General features: G+C 44.5%; 17 protein-coding genes. 6 read left to right on the top strand and 11 right to left on the bottom strand.

Going from position 1 to position 20,849, the window contains the following annotated elements:
• The first annotated feature begins 208 nt into the window (after positions 1 to 208).
• On the top strand, positions 209 to 2,293 hold the full coding sequence (gene lodA / locus NH462_RS10850) for a CTQ-dependent lysine 6-oxidase LodA (protein WP_010375342.1): 2,085 nt from the start codon (positions 209 to 211) through the stop codon (positions 2,291 to 2,293).
• Between the two features lie 5 nt (positions 2,294 to 2,298).
• Positions 2,299 to 3,429, top strand: coding sequence for a lysine-epsilon-oxidase maturase LodB (gene lodB, locus NH462_RS10845; protein WP_253105683.1), 1,131 nt, complete (start codon positions 2,299 to 2,301; stop codon positions 3,427 to 3,429).
• Between the two features lie 68 nt (positions 3,430 to 3,497).
• On the opposite strand, the gene NH462_RS10840 is transcribed toward lodB, so the two are convergent.
• Complete coding sequence (locus tag NH462_RS10840) at positions 3,498 to 3,803, bottom strand: hypothetical protein (RefSeq protein ID WP_253105682.1); 306 nt, start codon at positions 3,801 to 3,803, stop codon at positions 3,498 to 3,500.
• Positions 3,804 to 3,915: 112 nt separating this feature from the next.
• Here NH462_RS10840 and NH462_RS10835 point away from each other — a divergent pair, with 112 nt between their 5' ends.
• Positions 3,916 to 4,797, top strand: a complete 882-nt coding sequence (locus NH462_RS10835; protein WP_130165281.1) for a LysR substrate-binding domain-containing protein — start codon at positions 3,916 to 3,918, stop codon at positions 4,795 to 4,797.
• A gap of 158 nt (positions 4,798 to 4,955) precedes the next feature.
• On the opposite strand, the gene NH462_RS10830 is transcribed toward NH462_RS10835, so the two are convergent.
• Both NH462_RS10830 and katG read right to left on the bottom strand, forming a co-directional pair.
• Complete coding sequence (locus NH462_RS10830; RefSeq protein ID WP_253105681.1) at positions 4,956 to 6,866, bottom strand: S9 family peptidase; 1,911 nt, start codon at positions 6,864 to 6,866, stop codon at positions 4,956 to 4,958.
• A gap of 170 nt (positions 6,867 to 7,036) precedes the next feature.
• Entirely contained in the window at positions 7,037 to 9,223 is a 2,187-nt protein-coding gene (gene katG, locus NH462_RS10825) for a catalase/peroxidase HPI (RefSeq protein ID WP_253105680.1), read from the bottom strand.
• A gap of 499 nt (positions 9,224 to 9,722) precedes the next feature.
• Here katG and NH462_RS10820 point away from each other — a divergent pair, with 499 nt between their 5' ends.
• Positions 9,723 to 12,548, top strand: a complete 2,826-nt coding sequence (locus NH462_RS10820; RefSeq protein ID WP_010375326.1) for a TonB-dependent receptor — start codon at positions 9,723 to 9,725, stop codon at positions 12,546 to 12,548.
• A gap of 80 nt (positions 12,549 to 12,628) precedes the next feature.
• Here NH462_RS10820 and NH462_RS10815 read toward each other — a convergent pair whose 3' ends face one another.
• The 4 genes from NH462_RS10815 to aroQ form a co-directional block, all read right to left on the bottom strand.
• Positions 12,629 to 14,218, bottom strand: coding sequence for a PepSY-associated TM helix domain-containing protein (locus NH462_RS10815; protein WP_253105679.1), 1,590 nt, complete (start codon positions 14,216 to 14,218; stop codon positions 12,629 to 12,631).
• A gap of 3 nt (positions 14,219 to 14,221) precedes the next feature.
• On the bottom strand, positions 14,222 to 14,476 hold the full coding sequence (locus NH462_RS10810) for a hypothetical protein (RefSeq protein ID WP_253105678.1): 255 nt from the start codon (positions 14,474 to 14,476) through the stop codon (positions 14,222 to 14,224).
• A 529-nt stretch (positions 14,477 to 15,005) separates the two neighbouring features.
• The gene (azu, locus tag NH462_RS10805) at positions 15,006 to 15,461 is read right to left on the bottom strand and encodes an azurin (RefSeq protein ID WP_010375320.1); all 456 of its coding nucleotides are present in this window, start codon (positions 15,459 to 15,461) and stop codon (positions 15,006 to 15,008) included.
• Positions 15,462 to 15,715: 254 nt separating this feature from the next.
• Positions 15,716 to 16,921: a gamma subclass chorismate mutase AroQ gene (aroQ, locus tag NH462_RS10800; RefSeq protein WP_253105677.1), complete on the bottom strand. Its 1,206-nt coding sequence runs from the start codon at positions 16,919 to 16,921 to the stop codon at positions 15,716 to 15,718.
• A 285-nt stretch (positions 16,922 to 17,206) separates the two neighbouring features.
• Between aroQ and NH462_RS10795 the strand changes: the two genes are divergently transcribed.
• A complete protein-coding gene (locus NH462_RS10795) occupies positions 17,207 to 17,881 on the top strand; it encodes a TorF family putative porin (protein WP_253105676.1) in 675 nt (224 codons plus the stop codon).
• A 136-nt stretch (positions 17,882 to 18,017) separates the two neighbouring features.
• Positions 18,018 to 18,467: a DUF4920 domain-containing protein gene (locus tag NH462_RS10790; RefSeq protein ID WP_019647446.1), complete on the top strand. Its 450-nt coding sequence runs from the start codon at positions 18,018 to 18,020 to the stop codon at positions 18,465 to 18,467.
• On the opposite strand, the gene NH462_RS10785 is transcribed toward NH462_RS10790, so the two are convergent.
• The 4 genes from NH462_RS10785 to NH462_RS10770 all read right to left on the bottom strand — a co-directional run bounded on the left by NH462_RS10785 (position 18,441) and on the right by NH462_RS10770 (position 20,794).
• Positions 18,441 to 18,740 (bottom strand): AzlD domain-containing protein, encoded by a 300-nt coding sequence (locus tag NH462_RS10785; RefSeq protein WP_253105675.1) that lies wholly within the window; start codon positions 18,738 to 18,740, stop codon positions 18,441 to 18,443. The genes NH462_RS10790 and NH462_RS10785 overlap by 27 nt on opposite strands.
• The gene (locus NH462_RS10780) at positions 18,737 to 19,420 is read right to left on the bottom strand and encodes an AzlC family ABC transporter permease (protein WP_253105674.1); all 684 of its coding nucleotides are present in this window, start codon (positions 19,418 to 19,420) and stop codon (positions 18,737 to 18,739) included. The genes NH462_RS10785 and NH462_RS10780 overlap by 4 nt, the downstream gene beginning before the upstream one ends.
• A gap of 1 nt (position 19,421) precedes the next feature.
• Complete coding sequence (locus NH462_RS10775; protein ID WP_253105673.1) at positions 19,422 to 20,222, bottom strand: AraC family transcriptional regulator; 801 nt, start codon at positions 20,220 to 20,222, stop codon at positions 19,422 to 19,424.
• Between the two features lie 98 nt (positions 20,223 to 20,320).
• Positions 20,321 to 20,794 carry a nuclear transport factor 2 family protein gene (locus NH462_RS10770; RefSeq protein WP_253105672.1) on the bottom strand — a complete coding sequence of 158 codons (474 nt, stop codon included), beginning with the start codon at positions 20,792 to 20,794 and terminating at the stop codon, positions 20,321 to 20,323.
• Positions 20,795 to 20,849 lie beyond the last annotated feature (55 nt).

Raw genomic sequence — 20,849 nt, 5'->3', positions numbered from 1 at the left:
ATTTTTCAATTAATATCATATGGTTGTTGATTATTTTGTTCGTGTCGTATGTTCTGTAATGAAGTGAAATATGCACATTTTATTGCTGGTGCTACAGTTACTCTACTTAGCTGGGACTCATTAAGCGAAAGTTAGCGCACACTTGAGTATGTTTTGTTAACAAGTGTGTTGTTTTGTGCCGTGGTTACTATATCTAAAGGATATAAATATGAACTATTCACTTCACCCCTCTGTCGGTGTCGCAAGACTCGGTAATAGCGATGGTCAGTTTTATTTAGCACCAGACAAAATAGGTGGTTTACCGTTTGAATCCGATGAATGGGGCAATCAGATAGACAGCCCTGTCAGTCAGTTTAAAGATGCAGAAGGCCGGATCCGCAGACAGGGCCAACCCTTTAAAATCATTGACGAAAATAACAATGAACTAACGTTATCGAGCGATAACGTGAAATCCATTAGTTGGACCGTACACGTCGCGAATAAAAAGGCGGCATGGTATGAGTTTAATGAATTACAAGGCAACTTACTCTATGGTCAAGATAATAGTTATAGCAATCGCAACACGCCTTGGCGTAATGCAGATGCAACGGATCGTCGAAGCCTAATTATTGACCCAGGTCCAAGAACGATATCTGGCGCAAATGCAAAAGCTGAATTTGACGCCGCAAGTGCCCCTGCAGGATATCCGGTTAGTTTCCCTCCCAAACCGTGCCAAGGCACTGAAATAAAGTCGCTCGGAGATATTTTAACCGATAACGAAGGCCGCTTAGTGGTACTTGGCGGTAAAGGGAATGCGGGTGGTAACCAGCCTCTTGAATCTTACGGTGGCGCGGACACGTGGCATGATGATATTGCGGATGGGACTGTGTATTGCACGGTTACGTTTGACGATGGTAAAACCTTGCAACTCTCAGCTTGGGTAATTGTTGGCTCTCCGGACTTTGCACCGGAAATCGTCAATATCTCCAACCTCAGTGATACTATGTTTGACGTTGCGGTACGTGAACAAAACTTATGTCCTGAGCTTTACAGCAATGGTGAGTATCAGTCTTCTTATCAGGCAAATTATTACCAAGATATTGAGCCGATTATCCAGCGTATCAGTCGGTATCAGTGGGTATCAAATGTCCAATCTATGTCGGCATTTGTTTCCAATATTTTTGATTTTAAAGACAGCTCTGAAGATAACAAAGCGAATCGTCAGGCTTACTTTAAGTATTTTAGACAGCCAGTTGACCCAGCCACAGTGCAGCAAACTCCGCCAAACGATCAAACCAATCAGCAACTCTTCGAGTATGGTATTGAGGGTAATTTACCACTGATGCCAATGAACTCTGGCAGTAACTCGGTGAGCAACGCCGAAGACAATATTGTCGATAAGTTTTTAACGTTAACGCAGACTCAATACTTCTTACTGAGTCAGTGGGCTGCAGGTAACTTTTCAAGTGCTAAACCTTCAGCACCACAGAGCGCTGTCGATGAGTTTGGCGTATTTTATGCGGATCAAGGTAGCGTGGGTAATTGCGTTGGCTTACCTATGTGCCCAGGGATTGAGGTAACGTGGAGTTTACAAAATCCAGCGGTGTACGCGGCGCCCTATATCATCAAAGATCAAAGTATGGGTAATGGCTTTCCAAGTGGCTTGGATGCTGAGCGTGATGAGTGCGAAGGTGGTGGTTGTCAGCCTGGAGATTTAACCAAGCGCATGGCATGCCCGTGGCAAGCTGACTTTTTCAATTGTACCATTCAAAATGTGAACTTTACCGAGCCAACGGTGAATAAAGTGAATGTCGGCACGGAAGACGATCCGCAAATGGTGCCTGCTGCCCCAACTTACTACAGTTACTGGTGGCCACCGCAAAGCCCTTGGGATGTATTGACGAATCAATTTGATGATCAATCACTTACTCACCTTCCAGCTGGCCAGCAAGTCAACTATGCACGGGGTATTAATAGTTTTGTGCAAATGGTTGAGCATTGGTCGGCACTTGGTTTTATCCGCAATCAAAATAGTGATGAACCGAATTTCCCGTATTTTACGGAAATCGAACGTAATCACCAATTGTTTGCGTATAAGGATGTGCCTGTTTCCGATATTACCGGGAATTGCCAAGACGACGGAACTGATATTCCGGTGTTTTACATTCCTGATGACCTTAAAGATCACCTGTCTTGCGGGTGCTCTAAGGCCAAAGCAATACTAAAAGGGCTTGAAGAAAAAATGGCGAAGCCAATTACGCAAAAACGAGCTGCGAAAAAAGTGCCTCGCAGCGGTACTCGAACAAGACGGTAATGGGTATGAATGGTACTCACGAATGTGATGTGCTAGTAATTGGTGCTGGCCCTGCTGGGGCTAGCACCGCATTAAACTTGCTCAATCACACAGACCTATCAGTCATTTTAATCGAGCAGTCTGATTTACAAAAATTAAGAATTGGCGAAAGTGTATCTGCAAGTGTGTTTTCGGTATTGGACTATTTGCAGATAGACAGAGCGGATTTCGGTCCGCACTGTTTTACTCCAACTCAAGGTAATAGTGCGTTTTGGGGAAGTGAGCAATCCGCTAATCGTCACGCGATTTTTGCACCAGATAGAGCAACCTATCAAATTAATCGTGAGATATTCGATCTAACCTTGCTCGAAAGCACGATCCAGCGTGGTGGTACGGTATTCCCGCGCACTAAAAGCAAAGCAATTACTCAGTTACAAGACGGCCGTTATTCAGTGGTCGTGAGTCATCCTGACTATGGTCAGTTTACCATTGTTTGCGAGTATCTTGTGGATGCGTCTGGGCGTAATTCGCTGATTGGCAAATCTCTAGGAGCGGCTGTTCAGCAATATGACAGACTAACAGGGGTTGGTGCCTTCTTTAAAGTAAAGCGAGGGGCGCTTGAGCAACTGCAACTAATTGAAAGTGACGAATTTGGCTGGTGGTACAGTGCGGCACTTTCTAACGATATGTTAGTTGTAACGTATTTCAGTGATTTTGAATTGCTCTCAAAGCAGCGCTTAAATCGTTTGGCACAGTGGCAAGCGCACTTAGGTAGCAGTAAATATATGTCACGGCGGGTTGAGGGGGCAAAGATGGTCGACGAAAACCTATGGATCCGACCTGCCGGGAGTCATTTTAACCGTTTTGCTCATCTCAAAAATTATTTACCTGTGGGGGATGCAGCTTGTGCGTTTGACCCTATTTCTTCTATGGGATTAGGGTTTGCCATGACATCGGGATGCCAAGCGGCAGCCATTATCGGCAATACCAAAACATCTCAAGCATTTATGCATAGCAGCAAGATATATCAACAAGACTTAGCACGGCAGTTTGATCAGTACTTAGCGCTAAAGCAGCAGTTTTATAATAAGGAAAAACGTTGGTGTGATGCGCCTTTTTGGTTCAAGCGGCAGCAGCTTATCAATCAGGTTGCTTAACTGAAGCTAACCGAAGAATAACAACTGCTAGCGCACAAGTTGTTATTCTGATTTCGGGTTAGCTTATATTAAAGCAAACTTAAAATGTGTTTGGCATTTTGCCGGGCAAGGCAGCCCTTAACGGGATCGGTTGAAAACGTTTTAGCCGATATCTCCATAGGCTCCCCTTCATGAAGTACATCACCGCTATAGACCTTAACTCGACAGGTCGTTTTGTTTTGCTCTTCTGAATAAACAAGCTCCACTTTTTCGGCCTTCATAATTAAGTTTTTGTAGGGGTATCCCGCATCAGTAAATACTTTTTCAGTTTGTACCTGCTCGGATGTTAATGCGAGTGCTGCTAGAGGAAATGCAAGAATAATTGCGTATTTCATGATAAAGACTCCTTCCGTCTCTGATTTCACCGTTAAGTATTGTGTGCATTCATAAAACTGACAAACTAGAAATTCTGGCCTATAGTTAAGTTTTAATTAAGTAAGATGGCGAATGAAATCACCTCCACTCAAAGGACTTTGGTATTTTAAAACGGCGGCAGAATTAGGCAGTTTTAAGCAGGCGGCGGAAGCCTTATTCGTCACACAAGCAGCCGTGAGCCAACAGATAAGAACTCTTGAGCAACAGCTTGGTTGTATGTTATTTGAGCGGCAAACAAGAAAGGTATTGCTAACTCAGCAAGGACAAGACTTGTTGCCTTACTTACACAAGGCCTTTGGGCAAATGGAAATGGGTCTATCGACGTTAAAATCAGATCCTAACCCAAACACCATTAACCTGTCGGTTTTACCTTCATTTGCTACTTGTTGGCTGTTGCCTAGATTGGCGAGCTTCAACAAAGCATTACCAGACTTCCAGCTGCGTATTGATCCAACCGAGCAACTCGCCGATTTTAACCATGACGATATCGATATTGGGATCCGTTTTGGCTTTGGTAACTATCCGGGACTAAAAAGCGAGCTCATTGCGGAGGATGAGCTGGTCCTTGCCTACCGCCCTGGATTAATTGACCCAAACAAACCGCTGCGAGAGCAGCTATCAAAGCTCAATTTTATTTATGACGAAGGTCGAGATAATGAACATGCGTGGCTTGAGCTAAACAAGCAGCTGGGTTTAAGTGGTCATACATTCAGTAATCTCAAAATTGATAATGCGGCATTGGTGCAGCAGGCAACGGTGGCAGGGCAGGGGTTTTCTTTGTTACGTCGACGTTTAGTGAATCAATCTTTAGAGCTTGGCCAGTTAGAAATCTATCCCGACTTTGCATGGCTATGTGAATATCGTTATTTCTTGGTCGCACCTGAGCGTCACTTTGAGTGGCCTAAATTAAAGGCGTTTAGGGATTGGATAGTTGCCGAGCTTAGTGCGTGTTGAATTCTCCGAAGCTCAGGTTTTCTTGCTTCAAAATAGATTTCGTAATTAAGCTAATTGGTATAATTTTGGTCAAAGTATAGTCATAAGCAAGCAGTGTGAGTAGTTCGGATCCGAGTAAATAACCTGAAGTTAGATACTCGGATCCAGCAGCCTATTTGTTAAAGGTGCTTTTTAAGAAAGTCGAGATAGGCTTGAGAGGCCTCAATACGGTTTTCCTTTTTAGAGAATCCATGCCCTTCATCGTCAAATAACACGTATTTGACAGGCACATTGTTTGAGCGAACGGCTTCGACCAATTCATCACTCTCTACTTGAAGTACACGAGGATCGTTTGCACCTTGCACAACCATCAATGGCTTAGTGATATTTTTGGCATGGAAAAGTGGTGAGATACGATGCAAACGCTCCTTATCGGTAGCCGGATCGCCTAACTCATCATATAGAGACTTCCTATATGCTTCCCACCATGGTGGAATAGACTCAAGAGTTCTTACCCAGTTAGTCACACCAAAGATGTTGATCCCTAATTTGAACTCTTCAGGTTCAAATGCCAGTGCCGCTGCAGTCATATAGCCACCGTAGCTTCCGCCCATTATGCCGATACGATCAGCATCGACCCAGTCTAGCTGTTGTAGATATTTTTTACTCCAAACGATGTCTTGTAAATCATCCTCACCATGACGTTTGTCATCTAAGTGGAAGAAGGTTTTACCATAGCCAGAGCTGCCTCGGTTGTTTACGGCGAAAATCGCATACCCTTGATTAACCAAATGCTGAGTAAGAGCACTATAACCCGTCATGCTTTGGCCTCCGGGACCTCCGTGAACAAATACGAGCGCGGGCACTTTATTTGTCGAACTAGCAAGTTTTGGCTTGTAGAGTACGCCTGGCACCTCCAAACCATCAAAACTGTTAAAGCGAGCGATGGTGCTCTCGACCAAATGTTCGGTATTGATTTTGTCGCTCAAGGTTGAGGTCAACTGCTTAACTTCATCACTGCCAACACGCCATACGTACAAGTTATTTGGCGAGGTGTCCGAATTTAAATAAAAAGCCATCAGCTTTTCGTCATCGGAGAAGTTAACGCTGTTGATACTACCCGCAGGGAGCTTAGGGAGTTTGATGTCCTTTCCTGTTTTAAGATCGGTGATCGTGACTTTTACGCTAGAGTCTTCGTTCACTCCTACAACACGATAGCGGTTGGAATCGGAGAAATATAAGAACCTCACGTCCCAATTTTTTTCTATGTAAGGCGTGTGTTTACCTGTCGCGATTTCATAGCGCCAATTTTGATAAAATTCACCATGGGCATCGGTCCCATAGTATAAATATTTGTCGTCTTTAGAAAATGCTGAAGCGGAAAAGTTTGCCTCGTGCGCCACGTTTGAAATCTCAACGAGAGGGGCGCCGGGGTTATGTAAGTCGAGTAAGAATAAGTCGCTGTCTTTATTACCTTGCGCATTGATAAGTGCAAGGTAGCGATCGGTTTCACTCACCTGTTGGACATTTAAATTCTTGTCATTTTTATAAATAAGTTCACTTTCGTAGGTGGCAGCATCAAAGCGATATAGATCCATAAAGCGCTCGTCACGCTGATTGCTTAACACGTAAAAGGCGTTGTTATCGTTAGTAAAACCGATAAAACCGGCTCTCACTTTTTCTCCTGGCGTGAGATCTTTAACGTGGCCATTTTCGTCACGGACAAAAACATGAAAGCGCTCATTTCCACCGTTGTCTCGTGTGAATAAGATGCGGGGATCATTTGGAAAATATCCGATTGGGTAGGTTGAATCGGTGGCATCTGTTATTTGTGCTCTTTCACCGGTTTTGACGTCAACTTCATAGAGGTTATATATTCCCGACTCGTCAGAAGTGACCAAGATTTTCTGTGCATCAGGGCGAAACGCGCTGCCTTGAATATTTGTGGTATCAAAAAAAGTTTCTGCTGAATAGGTTTTAAAGTCCGAGACAACTTGGTTGGTTTGCGGCTTACCAACTTGTTGAGTTGTTTGGTTACATGCACTTAGCGTGGCGAGCAAGGTGCATGCAATGAGTGATTTTTTAAACATAATATCCCTGCATTCATTTTTATTATTGATTTCTAGCATATAACGATAGGAAACAATGGCAAGCATCTGGCTAGGGTTTTGTGTAAACCAATGTAGTGGTTAGGATGTGATTGTCTTTGCTGCTGAAAATCAGCGTAAAGAATAATCACATCCTAGGCTTTTTTAAGTGGTTATTTTAGGTCAAATCGGTCTGCATTCATTACTTTTGTCCATACCTCAACGAAGTCGCGGACAAACTTCTCTTTGCTATCATCTTGTGCGTACACTTCGGCGTAAGCGCGCAAAATAGAATTAGAACCAAAGACGAGATCAACGCGAGTCGCGGTCCATTTTACCCTGTCCGTGTCGCGTGTTTTTATCTCATATAAGTTTTCTCCACTTGGCTCCCAACGATATGCCATATCGGTCAAGTTGACGAAAAAGTCATTACTCAAGGTGCCAACGTTATCGGTAAATACGCCATGCGATGTTTGCCCATGATTGGTGCCTAGCACGCGCATTCCACCAATCAGTACTGTCATTTCCTTGGCTGTGAGTCCCATCAGTTGGGCTCTATCAAGTAGCATTTCTTCTGGTTTTACGCTGTAGTGCTGTTTTTGCCAATTACGAAAACCGTCATGTACAGGCTCTAATACATCAAATGACTCAATGTCGGTTTGCTCGTCTGTGGCATCGCCTCGTCCAGCGGTAAAAGGCACTTGGATTGATACACCGGCATTTTTAGCCGCTTGTTCAACGGCAGCGCAGCCACCCAGTACGATTAAATCAGCCATGCTTACGGTAGGCGTAAAATTACTTTGCACGGCTTCCAATGCCGCAAGCACTTTCGCTAGACGCTCCGGCTCATTTCCAAGCCAATCTTTTTGCGGGGCTAGGCGGATCCTCGCACCATTTGCACCCCCTCTAAAATCGGAATATCTAAACGTTCTCGCACTATCCCACGCGGTGGCTACTAATTCTGAAAGCGTCACGTTGGTTGCTAGAATTTGTTGCTTAAGGGCGCTAATTTCACTGTCGTTTAAGGTGTAGTTAACGCTGGGGACGGGGTCTTGCCAAAGTAGATCTTCGTTAGGGACTTCTGGGCCAAGATAGCGACTTTTTGGGCCAAGGTCACGATGGGTAAGCTTAAACCACGCTCTAGCGAAAACATCGTTAAAATAGTCGGGGTCGGCATAAAACTTCTCTGAAATTTTACGATAAGCAGGGTCCATTTTCAGTGCCATATCGGCATCTGTCATCATCGGCATGCAGCGTTTGGATGAGTCTTCTGCATCGATTGGTTTATCTTCTTCTTTTATATTGATAGGCTGCCATTGCCATGCACCCGCAGGGCTTTTGGTCTGCTCCCATTCATACGTAAACAGCAAGTAGAAGTAGCCATTGTCCCATTGAGTTGGGTTCGTCGTCCAAGCGCCTTCAATACCACTGGTTACTGTATCAGAGCCAATGCCACGCGAGCTGTGATTCATCCAACCAAAACCTTGTTCATGCAAGTCCGCGCCTTCTGGTGCCGGGCCTAATTCATCGGCATTGCCATTTCCGTGCGCTTTACCCACAGTGTGTCCGCCAGCGGTTAGCGCAACCGTTTCTTCATCGTTCATTGCCATTCGAGCGAAGGTAACACGCATATCTTCAGCTGTTTTTAACGGATCGGGATTACCATCTACGCCCTCAGGATTAACGTAGATAAGACCCATCATCACAGCGGCAAGCGGGTTTTCTAAATCGCGTTCGCCGCTATAACGGCTGTTTTGGTTATTTGAGGGAGCCAGCCACTCTTTTTCGCTGCCCCAGTAGGTGTCTTTTTCCGGATGCCAGATATCTTCTCGGCCACCGGCAAAACCAAAGGTTTTGAATCCCATCGACTCATAAGCAACATTGCCCGCCAGCACGATTAAATCGGCCCACGAAATACGATTGCCATACTTTCTTTTAATCGGCCAAAGTAAACGCCGCGCTTTATCTAAGTTTCCGTTGTCCGGCCAACTGTTTAGCGGAGCAAAACGCTGATTACCCGTGTTTGCGCCACCGCGACCATCCGCAACACGATAACTGCCTGCAGCGTGCCATGCCATTCTGATCATTAACCCACCATAGTGTCCCCAGTCGGCAGGCCACCATGGCTGCGAATCTGTCATAAGTTGCTCGAGGTCTTTTTTCAGGGCGGGATAATCAAGGCTGTTAAATGCGTTTTTGTAATTAAAATTGGCATCCATCGGATCGGTTTTCGTATCGTGCTGATGCAATATGTCTAAGTTCAGGCTATTTGGCCACCACTGGTGCTCGCTATGCTCTGACGACGTATTTGCACCATGCGCAAAAGGACAAATCGATGGTGTGTTTTGCTTATTATCCATGGGAGATCCTTGTTTGTTCGATGACGGAAGATTGCTAGGGCCTGTTGATCTCTCAAGTTTGTTTTTGCAGCAGTATGATTGATGTGTATATAGGGCAAGTTGTACACCGTGAACAAAACACACTCAGAAGAACAAAAATCAAACAGCAAAGGTCAACAGGCCCTAGATAAAGGTAGTCCCGGTAAGTGCTTTTTACCAGATTTAGGCGGCCTTAAAGGCCAATATTGAATGCTAAGAGAGAGGTGACACTTGTGACTTTCTGGGTAGTGATCACGCCAAATCTGACTGATTACATGATTTTTAGTTAGATGCTTGAATATTCAATAAAAGTAAATAAATATTGCGCAAATCGTCTAGAATCATTTGTTGGAACGATTTAATTGTGTTATCAGTATAAAAAGGCGCAATAAATAACCTATTTCATTCCCTGTGGTGATAATAAGAAACTTTCTATCGTCAGCGTCTAATTATAATTTGGAACGTTACAAAGGAAACCGTTATGACAATAACAAAACAAAAAACGACTTTGGCGTTGGCAATCGCCAGCTTATGTGGTTCGGGCGCTATGGTGTGGACGGCCCCTGTGTTTGCCGAGGAAGCAGCGTCGGAACCTGTTGAGAAGATCATGGTGACGGGGTCGCGAATCGCCCGGGCAAACCTAAGTAAACCCGGCGCGGTAACCACAATATCTAGAGCGGATATTGAGCAAACTGGGTTTAAAAATATTGGTGATATGCTGCAAAATCTAACGGTTTCCGCCAGCGCACCTAATGCTTCTCAAAATGAAAATACGTCGGGCGTGACAAACTTTGACTTACGCGGTTTAGGTGCACAGCGCACATTGGTCTTGCTAAATGGACGCCGCTTACCAAACGGGGGAAATGGCGCGGATGCTGCGGTTGACCTGAGTGCTATTCCTACTGCGATTATTGAACGTGTTGAAATTTTATTGGATGGTGCCTCTTCTATTTACGGCTCTGATGCGGTGTCTGGTGTCGTAAACATTATTACTCGCCAAACGGGCGATATTTTTGAGGTCAGTGGCTCCATTGGCCAATCTGCTGAAGGCGATGCTGATACAACTTCTTTGGAACTCGTAACAGGCATTGTTGGTGATAAAGGGCGCTTTATGGTGAGTGCCAGCTACGATGAAAAACAAGAAGTGTATGCTGGTGACAGAGATTTTAGCCGCTTTGATTTAACCCTCAACCCCGATGGCAGTTACGGCCAAGGCGGTAGTTCCGCAATGCCATGGAGTAACCTAAAAGTCACGGATGAAAATGGCAAGGAGATATTTGTTACCCGAGGCCCAGAGTATGGCGAGTGGCGTGAAACTATCTCCGATGCGTCACTTGCGCAAAATGACTTATATAACTACCAAGAGCCGAGCTTGCTGCAAACGCCTTTTGAACGCTATAGCATGAGTGCGTTTGGCGAGTATGATCTTGGCAATTTGAAGTTTTCGGATGACGTGGTATTCAATTTCGAGGCGCTTTATTCACATCGAAAATCCACGACCAATGGTGCGCCTCAGCCATTAGTTCCAGTTTGGGGTGGGTATTTAGATTTCACTTACTCTCCTGATAATTATTACAACCAACAATTCGGTCCAAAAGACAAAGATGGTAATCCTTATGCCATCAATGACTGGCGTCGCAGAATGGTGGAAACCAATGGCCGTATGAACCATGTGGAAAACAGCCAATACCGTATTGTGATGGCGCTCTCTGGTGATTTTAATGCTGATTGGAGCTGGGAGCTGGCCTACAATTTTGGTCGCAACTCAAACAAACGACTAAAAACTGGTATATTCAATTGGCCAGCGGCTAAAAATGCGGTTGGTCCTACCCACTTTGATGAGCAAGGCGTGCTGCGCTGTGGTGCTACACCGGATACGCTAATTGCGGGTTGTGTGCCGCTTAATATTTTTGGTCAACCCGGTACCGACTCTGAGATCTCCGAGGACATGCTAAATTATCTCTCTGGTGATTGGCCAGGGATCCAACAAGGTCATAACCAGATTAAAATCGCCAGCGCGAACGTAAGTGGTGTCGTGGCGAGTTTGCCTGCGGGCGACCTCGGTGTGTCTTTTGGCATCGAAAATCAAAAGGTTGAGGCGCGCAATCAAACAGATGCCGTTTCTATTAATATTTTAGTCACGGATGGGTTAGGTAGACCAACTGGTGGTGAATATTCGCTCAATGAAGCTTATCTAGAAGCTGTTGTACCACTGTTATCAGACCATAATTGGGCGCAGAGCCTAGAGTTAAACCTCGCGACTCGATATTCAGACTTTGATACGTTTGGCTCGACCACCAATTCAAAAGTAGGCGTATTTTGGGCGTTGAATGAGCAGTTGAGTTTTAGAGGGACTTGGTCACAAGCATTTAGAGCGCCTAATGTGGTGGAACTTTATAAAGGAAGGTTACCTGGCTTTGAAAATGGCGATGATCCTTGTGCGGTAGCCAATCCAAACCAAAACTGTGTCAGCACAGGCGTTCCCGCTGATGGTAGTTACCGAGAAACGATCGGGCAGATCAGAACCAATACTGGCGGTAACACGGAGTTGGAACCAGAAACCGCGACGAGCAAAACACTTGGCGTGATTTATCAGCCGAGCTGGCTTACTAACGGTTCAATCACCTTAGATTTTTATGACATCCAATTAAAAGATGCCATTGGTAACATTAGCGCGGTGACCAAATTGAGTGAATGTATGAATAATGGTTTGTACTGCGACTCTGTTCATCGTGTTCAATCCGGTGAGTTTCAGGGGGTGATCACCGGCGTTGATGTATTTAATGAAAACCTCAATGCATTAAATCGTCAAGGGGTAGACGCTGAAGTTCGTTTTGACATCGGGCAGTTTTCATTTGGTGATTTGAGTACCGCACTAAACTGGTCATTTGTGAGTAAACATGAAGTCATTGAACCAGGCCTTGCAACCAAAGACAGAGCCGGACAGCGCGTTAATGGCCAGATGGCGGTGCCTGAGCACAGAGTTAACTTTGCACTTAATTGGCAGCATGACGACTTTAGCGCAAGTTGGCAAAGTTACTACATCGATTCGATGTTAGAAGAAGTATCGGTTAAACAAGGTGACCAAATCGTTAACTTTACCAATACCGTTGATAGCACGCTGACACATAATGCCCAAGTAACCTACCATGCAGACTCTGTTGATACTCAAATTACGCTGGGCGTTAACAATCTATTGGATGAAGCGCCGCCTTTTGCGACGGGTAATGGAAATAACGCAGATCCCATTCATTCGTCTTTATATCTGGGTCGTGAGTACTACCTAAGATTTAAGACAGAGTTTTAATTTCACATTGTTTCCCTGTTAGAGTAAGACAAAGCGGGCTGGGTTAGCCCGCTTTTTTCATTACCTTACACGCTGTTTGGCTAACTCATGGTTTGTTGTGGCTGCTGATCTTGCGAAACAGGCACAGAAGTTTTTGCTGCCGCGTTGATCCGTGACACTGTCTTCCAACAAATCAAGGCCATTAAACACATAAGTGCAGTTACGATAGCAAAGTCAACTCTCGTTTGGGTGGGTAAGGTATTGTACTGGCAGACAAAAGACGCCGCATTCATGACCGCGCTTAAGCAATAGCAAATACCACTTAGACCTAATAATACTTTGCTAAACGACAATACGTGCTTTGCGAATTGGCTGCTAATGAGTGCAAAGAGAAAGGCTGAAAACATCGAAAACTTAACCGTCTCTAGTTTGTCTATGTGACTTGTCGATAGAAAAGTCGTCATCGCGAATCCGATGGCGATGGCCAATAGCACACCGATAAAGCCACCTGATGTTAATCGTTTTACAAACAATAGACTTTTAGCGCTTTGCTTTTTCTGCTTGGCACGCTTGTCAATCCACAGCAAATTACCGGTAACGATTAAATAGGCGGTTGCAAGGCCAAGACTCAAAAATGCCAGCCGCATGCCATATCCAGCAAAATCTCCAAAGTGGAGACTCGCGATGGTAGAGAGCCCTGCGCGAACAGCGTTGTCGTAGTTGTTTTCAGTGAGATAAATTTGTGATTGGTCGTTTAGTGTGTATTGTACTTCTTTGTAATTTGAAAAAGCATCGTTACTTTTCGCGGTAAAACTCACTACTGCGTTTTTGTCGCCAAAGTGGGTGATTTCCACCGTTGTGAGCGATACATCCCCTAACGTATCTAGTGCCTTTACTCTTAGTTGATCGACGCCGCGCATTGGTTGTGGTTGCTCCAGTGCTTCGATATTTGGTTCATTAAATCCAGCGGCTTGGAGCAGAGCGGTTTGATTGCCACCGTAAAGTAATACGGCGTATGAAATCTGATAAATGATAACGAGATTAAATACTAATCCCGTGAAGGCATACATTAAGTGAAAAGGTAGGCCCATCGTGCCAATTAGATTATGAGCATCTAGCCATTTATCTTTTTTACCTTCGGCGCGATATTGGAAAAAGTTTTTGGCTATTTTGCGCCAGTGAATGATGATCCCGCTTAGTACAGCAACGAAGAAAAATAGGGTGATGATCCCAACAAAATAGAGTCCGGCGCGGCCAAGTCCTAAATCATAGTGCAACTCATAGAGAAAACTGGCAAATTCAAATCTGTCGGCATCAGCGAGGACTTCTCCCGTCTGTGGTGATAGCAGAAGGTGCTGGTCTTGATGATCTTCGCCCGTGATCGGCTCGTCTAAATGGGTTGCAAAGTAAACTTCAATAAAAGGGTTATGTGGCGTAGGCTCGCGCATAAAAAAGCCATGGTGTGTATCGACATCGTATTGCTGCGCAATTGATGTGATCGCTTTGTCGTAGGAAATAGCGCTAAGTGGCTCGTTAGACTGGGCGGCTAGGGAGGCACGTTCCCAGCCCGTGATGTTGTCTCTGAATAGACTCAAAGATCCCGCAATAAACACAATGAATAGTACCGTTGAAATAATGATCCCAATCCATGCATGTGCTTCGGTCAATGATTTTAGTGTTTGATTTTTCATTGTTTATCTTATTAACAGTAATGCTGTGTTTAGTAGCATAGAGGGAATAAAGATAGCAAACAAAGGTTTGCACGCGGCTTTAGCGCTTGAAAGTGCATAGCTCCAAACTAAGATCCCAGCCCATATCGGAAATGCCAGCACCAGACCTATCATCAGCTTTGTGGACTCTGAAAATGGCAGGAGCAAGTTGAGGTTTAGCACCAAAGAAATAGACAGTAACAGGCCTAAGAAAAACCCAACTAACGTTTTAGGCCACATAACTTAGTCCTCCAAAAAATAGAGATAGCAAAAAGATAAGTGTTGAGCATAGATAGAGGCGCTTTACTGAGTATCCACTTATTAGAGTCACCGACACCAAAGAAAACATAATTAAAACGAGACTGGCTAACATTGCAGAAATAATTGGGTACTGCAGAGTTAATATAATTACCCCAGACAAAACAAGGGCTACAGCCATACTGTATGCTATGGGTTTATGTATCGAAGAGGCCAAAAATCGTTGCTTAGGACTTGCTAAGTAGAGCAACACGGCGGCAAACCAAAACGGTATAATTGAGAAAAAGCTCATGATGGTGATAATCATTATTGTTTGCAATTGATTGTAATGATTATAGGTATGTTGTTCAAGGGGTAAGTAATAATTGCAGTGAGAGAGATAGCCTAACTGGAGTGGGGCGGCAGAATGCTTGAAAAAACCGCTTGTTCATCAAGGTATAAAGCTCCCCGAGTGGTAACTGTAAGAGCGGGTTTTTGAAAAGGCTCAGTATAAACTCCGCTCCGAAAATGGCTAACTAAGTGTAAAGGTGCCTTGCATAATGGCGAAATGGCCCGGGAAGGAGCAGAAGAACTTGTAGCTGTCACCTTGCTTTAACTGCTCAGTAGAGAAGGTCACTGTGGTTTGCTCGCCACCGCCAATCACCTTTGATACGGCTAAAACGCGGCTGTCGTTTGGCTTTACATAGCTATTATTTGCACCTGCCGACATGCCATCGGTTGCAACGGCTTGAACATCTGCAGCTTTGCTCAACACCCAGTTGTGACCCATGGTAGTGGCTGGCAGCTTGCCCGTATGCTTTAACGTGACTGAAATTTCTTTACAGCTAGATGGCGCGCTGAGTGATTTTTTAGAAAACTGCATCATGTCGTTGGCTTCGATGCTGAGCTCACATTCATTTGCTGATGCGGCATGAGAGAAGAGAAAGGCACCTAGACTAAGTAATGTGATGGAAAGAGAGGTCTTCATATCAACTCCTTAATTAAAAATCATTCTCATTATTGTCTTTGCCAAGATGAATGTAAATGGATGCAGATCAATAAAACGGGTCTTTGCGTGAAGTGACTGAAATTAAAGAGTGAAAAGCAAAATGAAAATTTAACAGGCCCATATGTTTCGGCCATCAATGCAAGGAAAAACCGCTGATGTCATTGGTGTAGCCCTAATCAGGCAAGACATCAGCTAATCCGACTTGTTGCTATCGCAACAAGTCGCTAATTTGTTTATGAAGCAGTGATAGTGCAGTTATCCACCCTACGCACCTTTTGCAGTGCTGAAAAGAGTCTAGTTTTGTCGTTTGCAAAGAGCTGTTCGGTGTTTATTATTTGGTTAAATAAGCCTGCCAGTTCATCTGTGAGGTTACCGTGCTTGGCAAGATGCTGGGTCAGTGTTTCAAGAATGGCTGCACCAAGCTGATTTAATGTGCTTCTTAGCTGAACCAAATTGGCGTCTTCGTTTGGTACGCCCTCAGCCAGCCATTGTGCCCGGTATCTGTATTGAATAGCCTTTGCTGCATCCATTTGTGCTTGGAAAAACGTCTCTACGCTTGCACTATCCAGACATTGCTGGCGGGCTTGCTCTAGCGCTTTTGAAAGCACAGTGGCTTCACGGGATAAGTCTTCAATTGGCCTGTGTTGTTGTGCTTTAAACAGTGCTACAGGCTGCATCTGAGCAAGGCGTTGGTTGATATGTGAGAATAACACCTCTGCAGAGTCTGTTCGCGTTTTGACCAATGTATTCGCCTTTTCAACGATCTGTGCCAGCGCGGCGCGAGCTTCATCTTCGCTTATCGGCTGAGACCGTTTTTCCACTTTCATCAGACCAAACAGCGTATGGTTATCCGCGTTATCCTGAACGCTTACTTCGCGTAGTGCCAGCTCTGGGTAAACCACTTTGAGTGCGCAGCTACCTACGGCAACGGTGTTTTGATCAAATTGTCCATTTGCAAGTAAGCGAGCCGCTTCGTTGGTGCCTTTGGGCACGGGCTTGGTTTGTACCTGATGAGCATTGAGCCAATGACCAATTTGGTTCAGAGCTGCTGGGTGGGATGCTACATGCGTAATTTTAGCTGTCTTGTTCAATCCAAAAACACACATTTCGATGGGCATATACACAGCGGCACTCAGCTCAGTTACCTTGTAGTTACGCATCGCATTGACAATGGCTGGGACCAGTTGTCCTTCAATAGTGGAGTTGGCCAGCGCGCTAAAGGCCCAGCTCTGCGCTTGTGCGGCATTGGCATAAGTATGCTCAGGGGTGCCCGAGTAAAAGCGCTCATAGTCCTGCGACTGGCGGTTGGCGAGTAGGTCAAGTGCGGCATGATTAAAACTCCCCGGCCCTGCTTGTATATAAACAGACGCGGCTTGAGTTGTCAGCGTAAATAGCAGTGTGGGTAACGCCAGTAAGCGAAATATAAATGACAATTTCAAGGGCTTTTCCAAAGGTTCTACAGGCAAAAAACGCATCCTAACAGAACCATTAGGTGCTGTCCTGCAAGCGGAGTGATTTATTGATAACTCACAGCGCACTTTATGTACCTGCTTACTCGCCTTTTAGCATCAATGAGTACTTTTTTATTACCGCCAGCCAGATGCTTATGAAACGGAAAAACAATCATGCCAAGCACGTTAAAAAGTGGATGAAACTGTGTCAGTGACAGGGTGGGAACTGCGGTCTATGCTTGAAATGACTGCAATTAAAGGGTGATTTCAAAGATGAAAAAATACTGGCTGCTGCCATTGTTGGTTACTCCACTATTCGTCAACGCGGCGACATCTTCTACTGTAACATTGGCTTCCGATTATTTATTTAATGGCGTGAGTCAAACTAAGGAAGACGAAGCGCTTCAAGTCAGTTTAGATTGGTTTGGAAAAAGTGGCTGGTATGCTGGAGGCTGGGTGTCTCAAGTAGATTTTGGCGATGGCACGGATTTAGAAGGAGATCTGTATGGTGGCTACAAATTTACGCTAACTGAAAAATTAAAGCTTGATGTTGGTCTCTCGCAATATACCTATCATGGTGATGATGTGAGTTCTGATTATAACTATGCAGAAGCCTATGCAAAGTTTAATTACGGCCAGACAAATTTAGACTTTTGGTATGCATGGGATTACTTTGGAACAGGGGCTGCTCACGGGATAGTGATGCTCACGCATAGTATCCCAATCACAGATCGGTGGTCTCTGACGCTCGGAGTTGATCATTCAATGAGCTTTGATAGTGATAAATACGAATGGGAGTCGGGTGATGATGACTATACCCACTGGCATCTAACTGGAACTTACTCGATTAGTACTTGGTCTTTTTCATTGGGCTATGAAAGCAATGATATTGATTCCTATGCAGATTCTACATTTGTGGCGTCAATTTCAAAAACATTTAATTTATAAATTTACCTTTTATTAACTTTTGTGTTGATTTTAGTTGCGAATTGTACTTTTATATAGCTATATGATTGATGCTCCATAACTTTTTATAGGAGTAAGCAATTGATGAGGTAATAGTGATAAAAGCTATGGAGTCGCAATGATGAAGGATACGATAAAACTAACAGCACTCTCTTTGGCGGTATTTTCTCGGTTTAGCTTTTCAAGCCCGCTAGAATTTGCCGGTGGTGCAGACATGTCTAAGTTAGTCGAGGCAGAGCACATATTGCCAAATCTCAATGACTACACAACAAACCTTGTGACCGTAAAAGGGGTGGTCACTCATGTTTGCAGAAAATTAGGTTGCTGGATGACGCTACGAGTAGCAAATGGCCTAGATGTAAATATCGAAGTTGAGCAAGGCGATATGGTATTTCCACTTGCTGCGATTGGCCGTGAAGCCCATGTGACAGGGCGCTTCGAAGCGCTAAACCAGCGCGCATTGGTTTGCGTGAGTAAAGCAGACAATGAAACGGCGCTCATGCGTTTGGGGTTTAATCCAACGGCCGTAACCATTTCGCATTTAGTACAGCAAGTAAAACACAGCTAGGCTCCCAAATGTGGTGACATAGAGGTTTTTAAAGCGAAACGCCAGTATTACCGCGACCGTTGCGGCGACCAAATAGGGGTTGCTTGGCGTAATGGCAAGGTTCTTGTCTTGAATAAATACAATAGGTACCCAAATGGCAGTCAGTACGCAAGGGGCGCTAAAACTTAAAAAGCGTTGTAGTTTAGGGCCGATAGTAAAAGGCAGTTGTTTTGCCAAAAATAAATACCGAGTTGCAAACGTGACACAAGCCATGGCTAAAATAGCGGTGATCATACATGCTCCTTTTTACTTTGTAGCACATATCCCACCGACATTCCGAGCAGTGCTGAGGCGATTAAACCAAATTCAAAATGGACCAGTTTGAACACTAAGATAGTTACGGCCGACGTTAAACAAGCGCATAACACGGGTAATGTGTTAATACTCGGGACCACGAGAGCAATAAATATTGCCGCAATCGCGAAGTCTAAGCCAAGATTGGTCAAGTCAGGTAAAAACTGACCTGCGACAATACCTATGAGCGTCCACAGATTCCATGCAACATAAAAGCTACCACCTGCGATGAGCGCATACACGAGCCGAAGTTTGCCTTGGTAGGCTCGGTGGTGATGGGAAAACGCAAACAATTCGTCAGTGAGAAAAAACGCAATGGGGCCACGCCATTTAAGGGGCTTATCTATCATTTTATTGCGGATAGCAAGGCCGTAGAGTAAATGTCTCGCGCTAATAATAAAGGTAGTCGCAAGCAAGGTGATAAGCGCTGTGTCTTTGGCAATAAGCTCTATTGCCACTAACTGCGCCGAGCCTGCAAAAACTAATAACGACATTAACTGTGCTTCGAGCGGCGTAAAGCCATTTTGCACGGCAAGGGAGCCACACAATATTCCCCAAGGAAGTACGGCGAGATTTAATGGCAACATATCCCAAAAGCCTTTGCATACTGCGACTTTCATATTAACAAGCCTTGCTATATTGACTGGGTGTGATCCCCATATTCTTTTTAAAATGACGGTTGAAGTGGCTTTGATCATAAAAGCCGACGCTTAATGCTGCATGGGAAACACTTTTGCCACTGCGCAGCAATGCCTTGGCATGATTAAGCCGGTGTTGTATTTGAAAGGCATGGGGAGTGAGGCCTGTGTGGGCCTTAAACACCCGAATAAAGTAAAAGGGACTCATGCCGACAAGGCTCGCTAAGGAGTCGAGTGATACATCTTCAAATAAATTATCCAAAAGAAAATGGCGTGCTGTGGTAATTCGTTGCTTAACCGAAGGGGTTTTTGTATCGAATGTGACTTTGCCTTGCTTATTGCTTAAATAAGATAGCAGAGTAATAAGTTGAGACTGCTTTTCAAGCACGCTGGTATCACATTCTAAGATGTTAAAAGTGGTGTTCATGAGTGCCGCAAGTACTCGGTCGTGTACCACTGCATCATGGAAAAAAGGAGCCATAGCCTTACCATCACCAAGAAACTGATTGAATAGTTCAGGCGTTGGGTAGAGTGAACGGTACGAAGACTTATCTTTTGACGCCTTTCTACAGTCGTGCACTTGCTCTGCATTTATCAAAATGACACTATGCTGACTAGCTAAGTGTTCACCGCCGCTGCGGTAGAATCGCTGTGCACCACTATCCACTATGGCAAGCGTATAGCCGCTGTGGCTATGTCTACCAAAGTCTTCCTGCTTATCAATGTTGTGTAGTACTTCTAGGCCACCGAGCTCACGATGAAAACTAAACTTTGAGTGTTGCATAATTCTCTCCCCCATTGATGAAAAGCGTATCTGTCTTCACTCAATAAGTCTTGTACAAAATTGCACAATGCCACAAACAATAACCGGGTCAATAACGCCTAATGCCAAGTCTCTTTTTTGATCACGTTAACAAGGCGGTGATTGATTAAGCATCGGCCATCGATTACTTTAAGCTCGTCTTCATACACGCCGTTAAATACGGTGATTGGGGCATCTGATTGAGATTTTGGCTGCTGATAAAGAACAAAATAGCTTTTAGCACTAAACTTATTTGCCGCGATCGGTTGAATATCGGCACTGGTTATCATGTGCATACTCTTTGTTGTTTTTATGGCTTGTTGCTGCCTTATTGTTATTTCTTCAGCACCAGTAATATTGATATTGAGTGCTGGGATACTAAATGTTGCATCCTGTGTAAAAACACTTTGGTATTCTTGTGCTGAACCCGAATCTCGATATTTTATGTAATTGTGCAGTGTCGTCTCACAGAGGCGCTGGTCACTGCTTGGGTTGGTGGTCGTGCAACCACTCATAACACCTGCCGCTGCAACTAAGAGGAAATATGATTTCATAAAGTGACCCTAATTTTTTGTTCTCAGCCTGAGGCTCAATAATCTCAGTGAGTTT

The organism is Pseudoalteromonas sp. OANN1 (assembly GCF_024124685.1).
GTDB classification, from domain to species: Bacteria; Pseudomonadota; Gammaproteobacteria; order Enterobacterales; family Alteromonadaceae; genus Pseudoalteromonas; species Pseudoalteromonas piscicida.
Note: the sequence above shows the minus strand (reverse complement) of the source record. Positions and strands in the feature narration are given on the sequence as shown.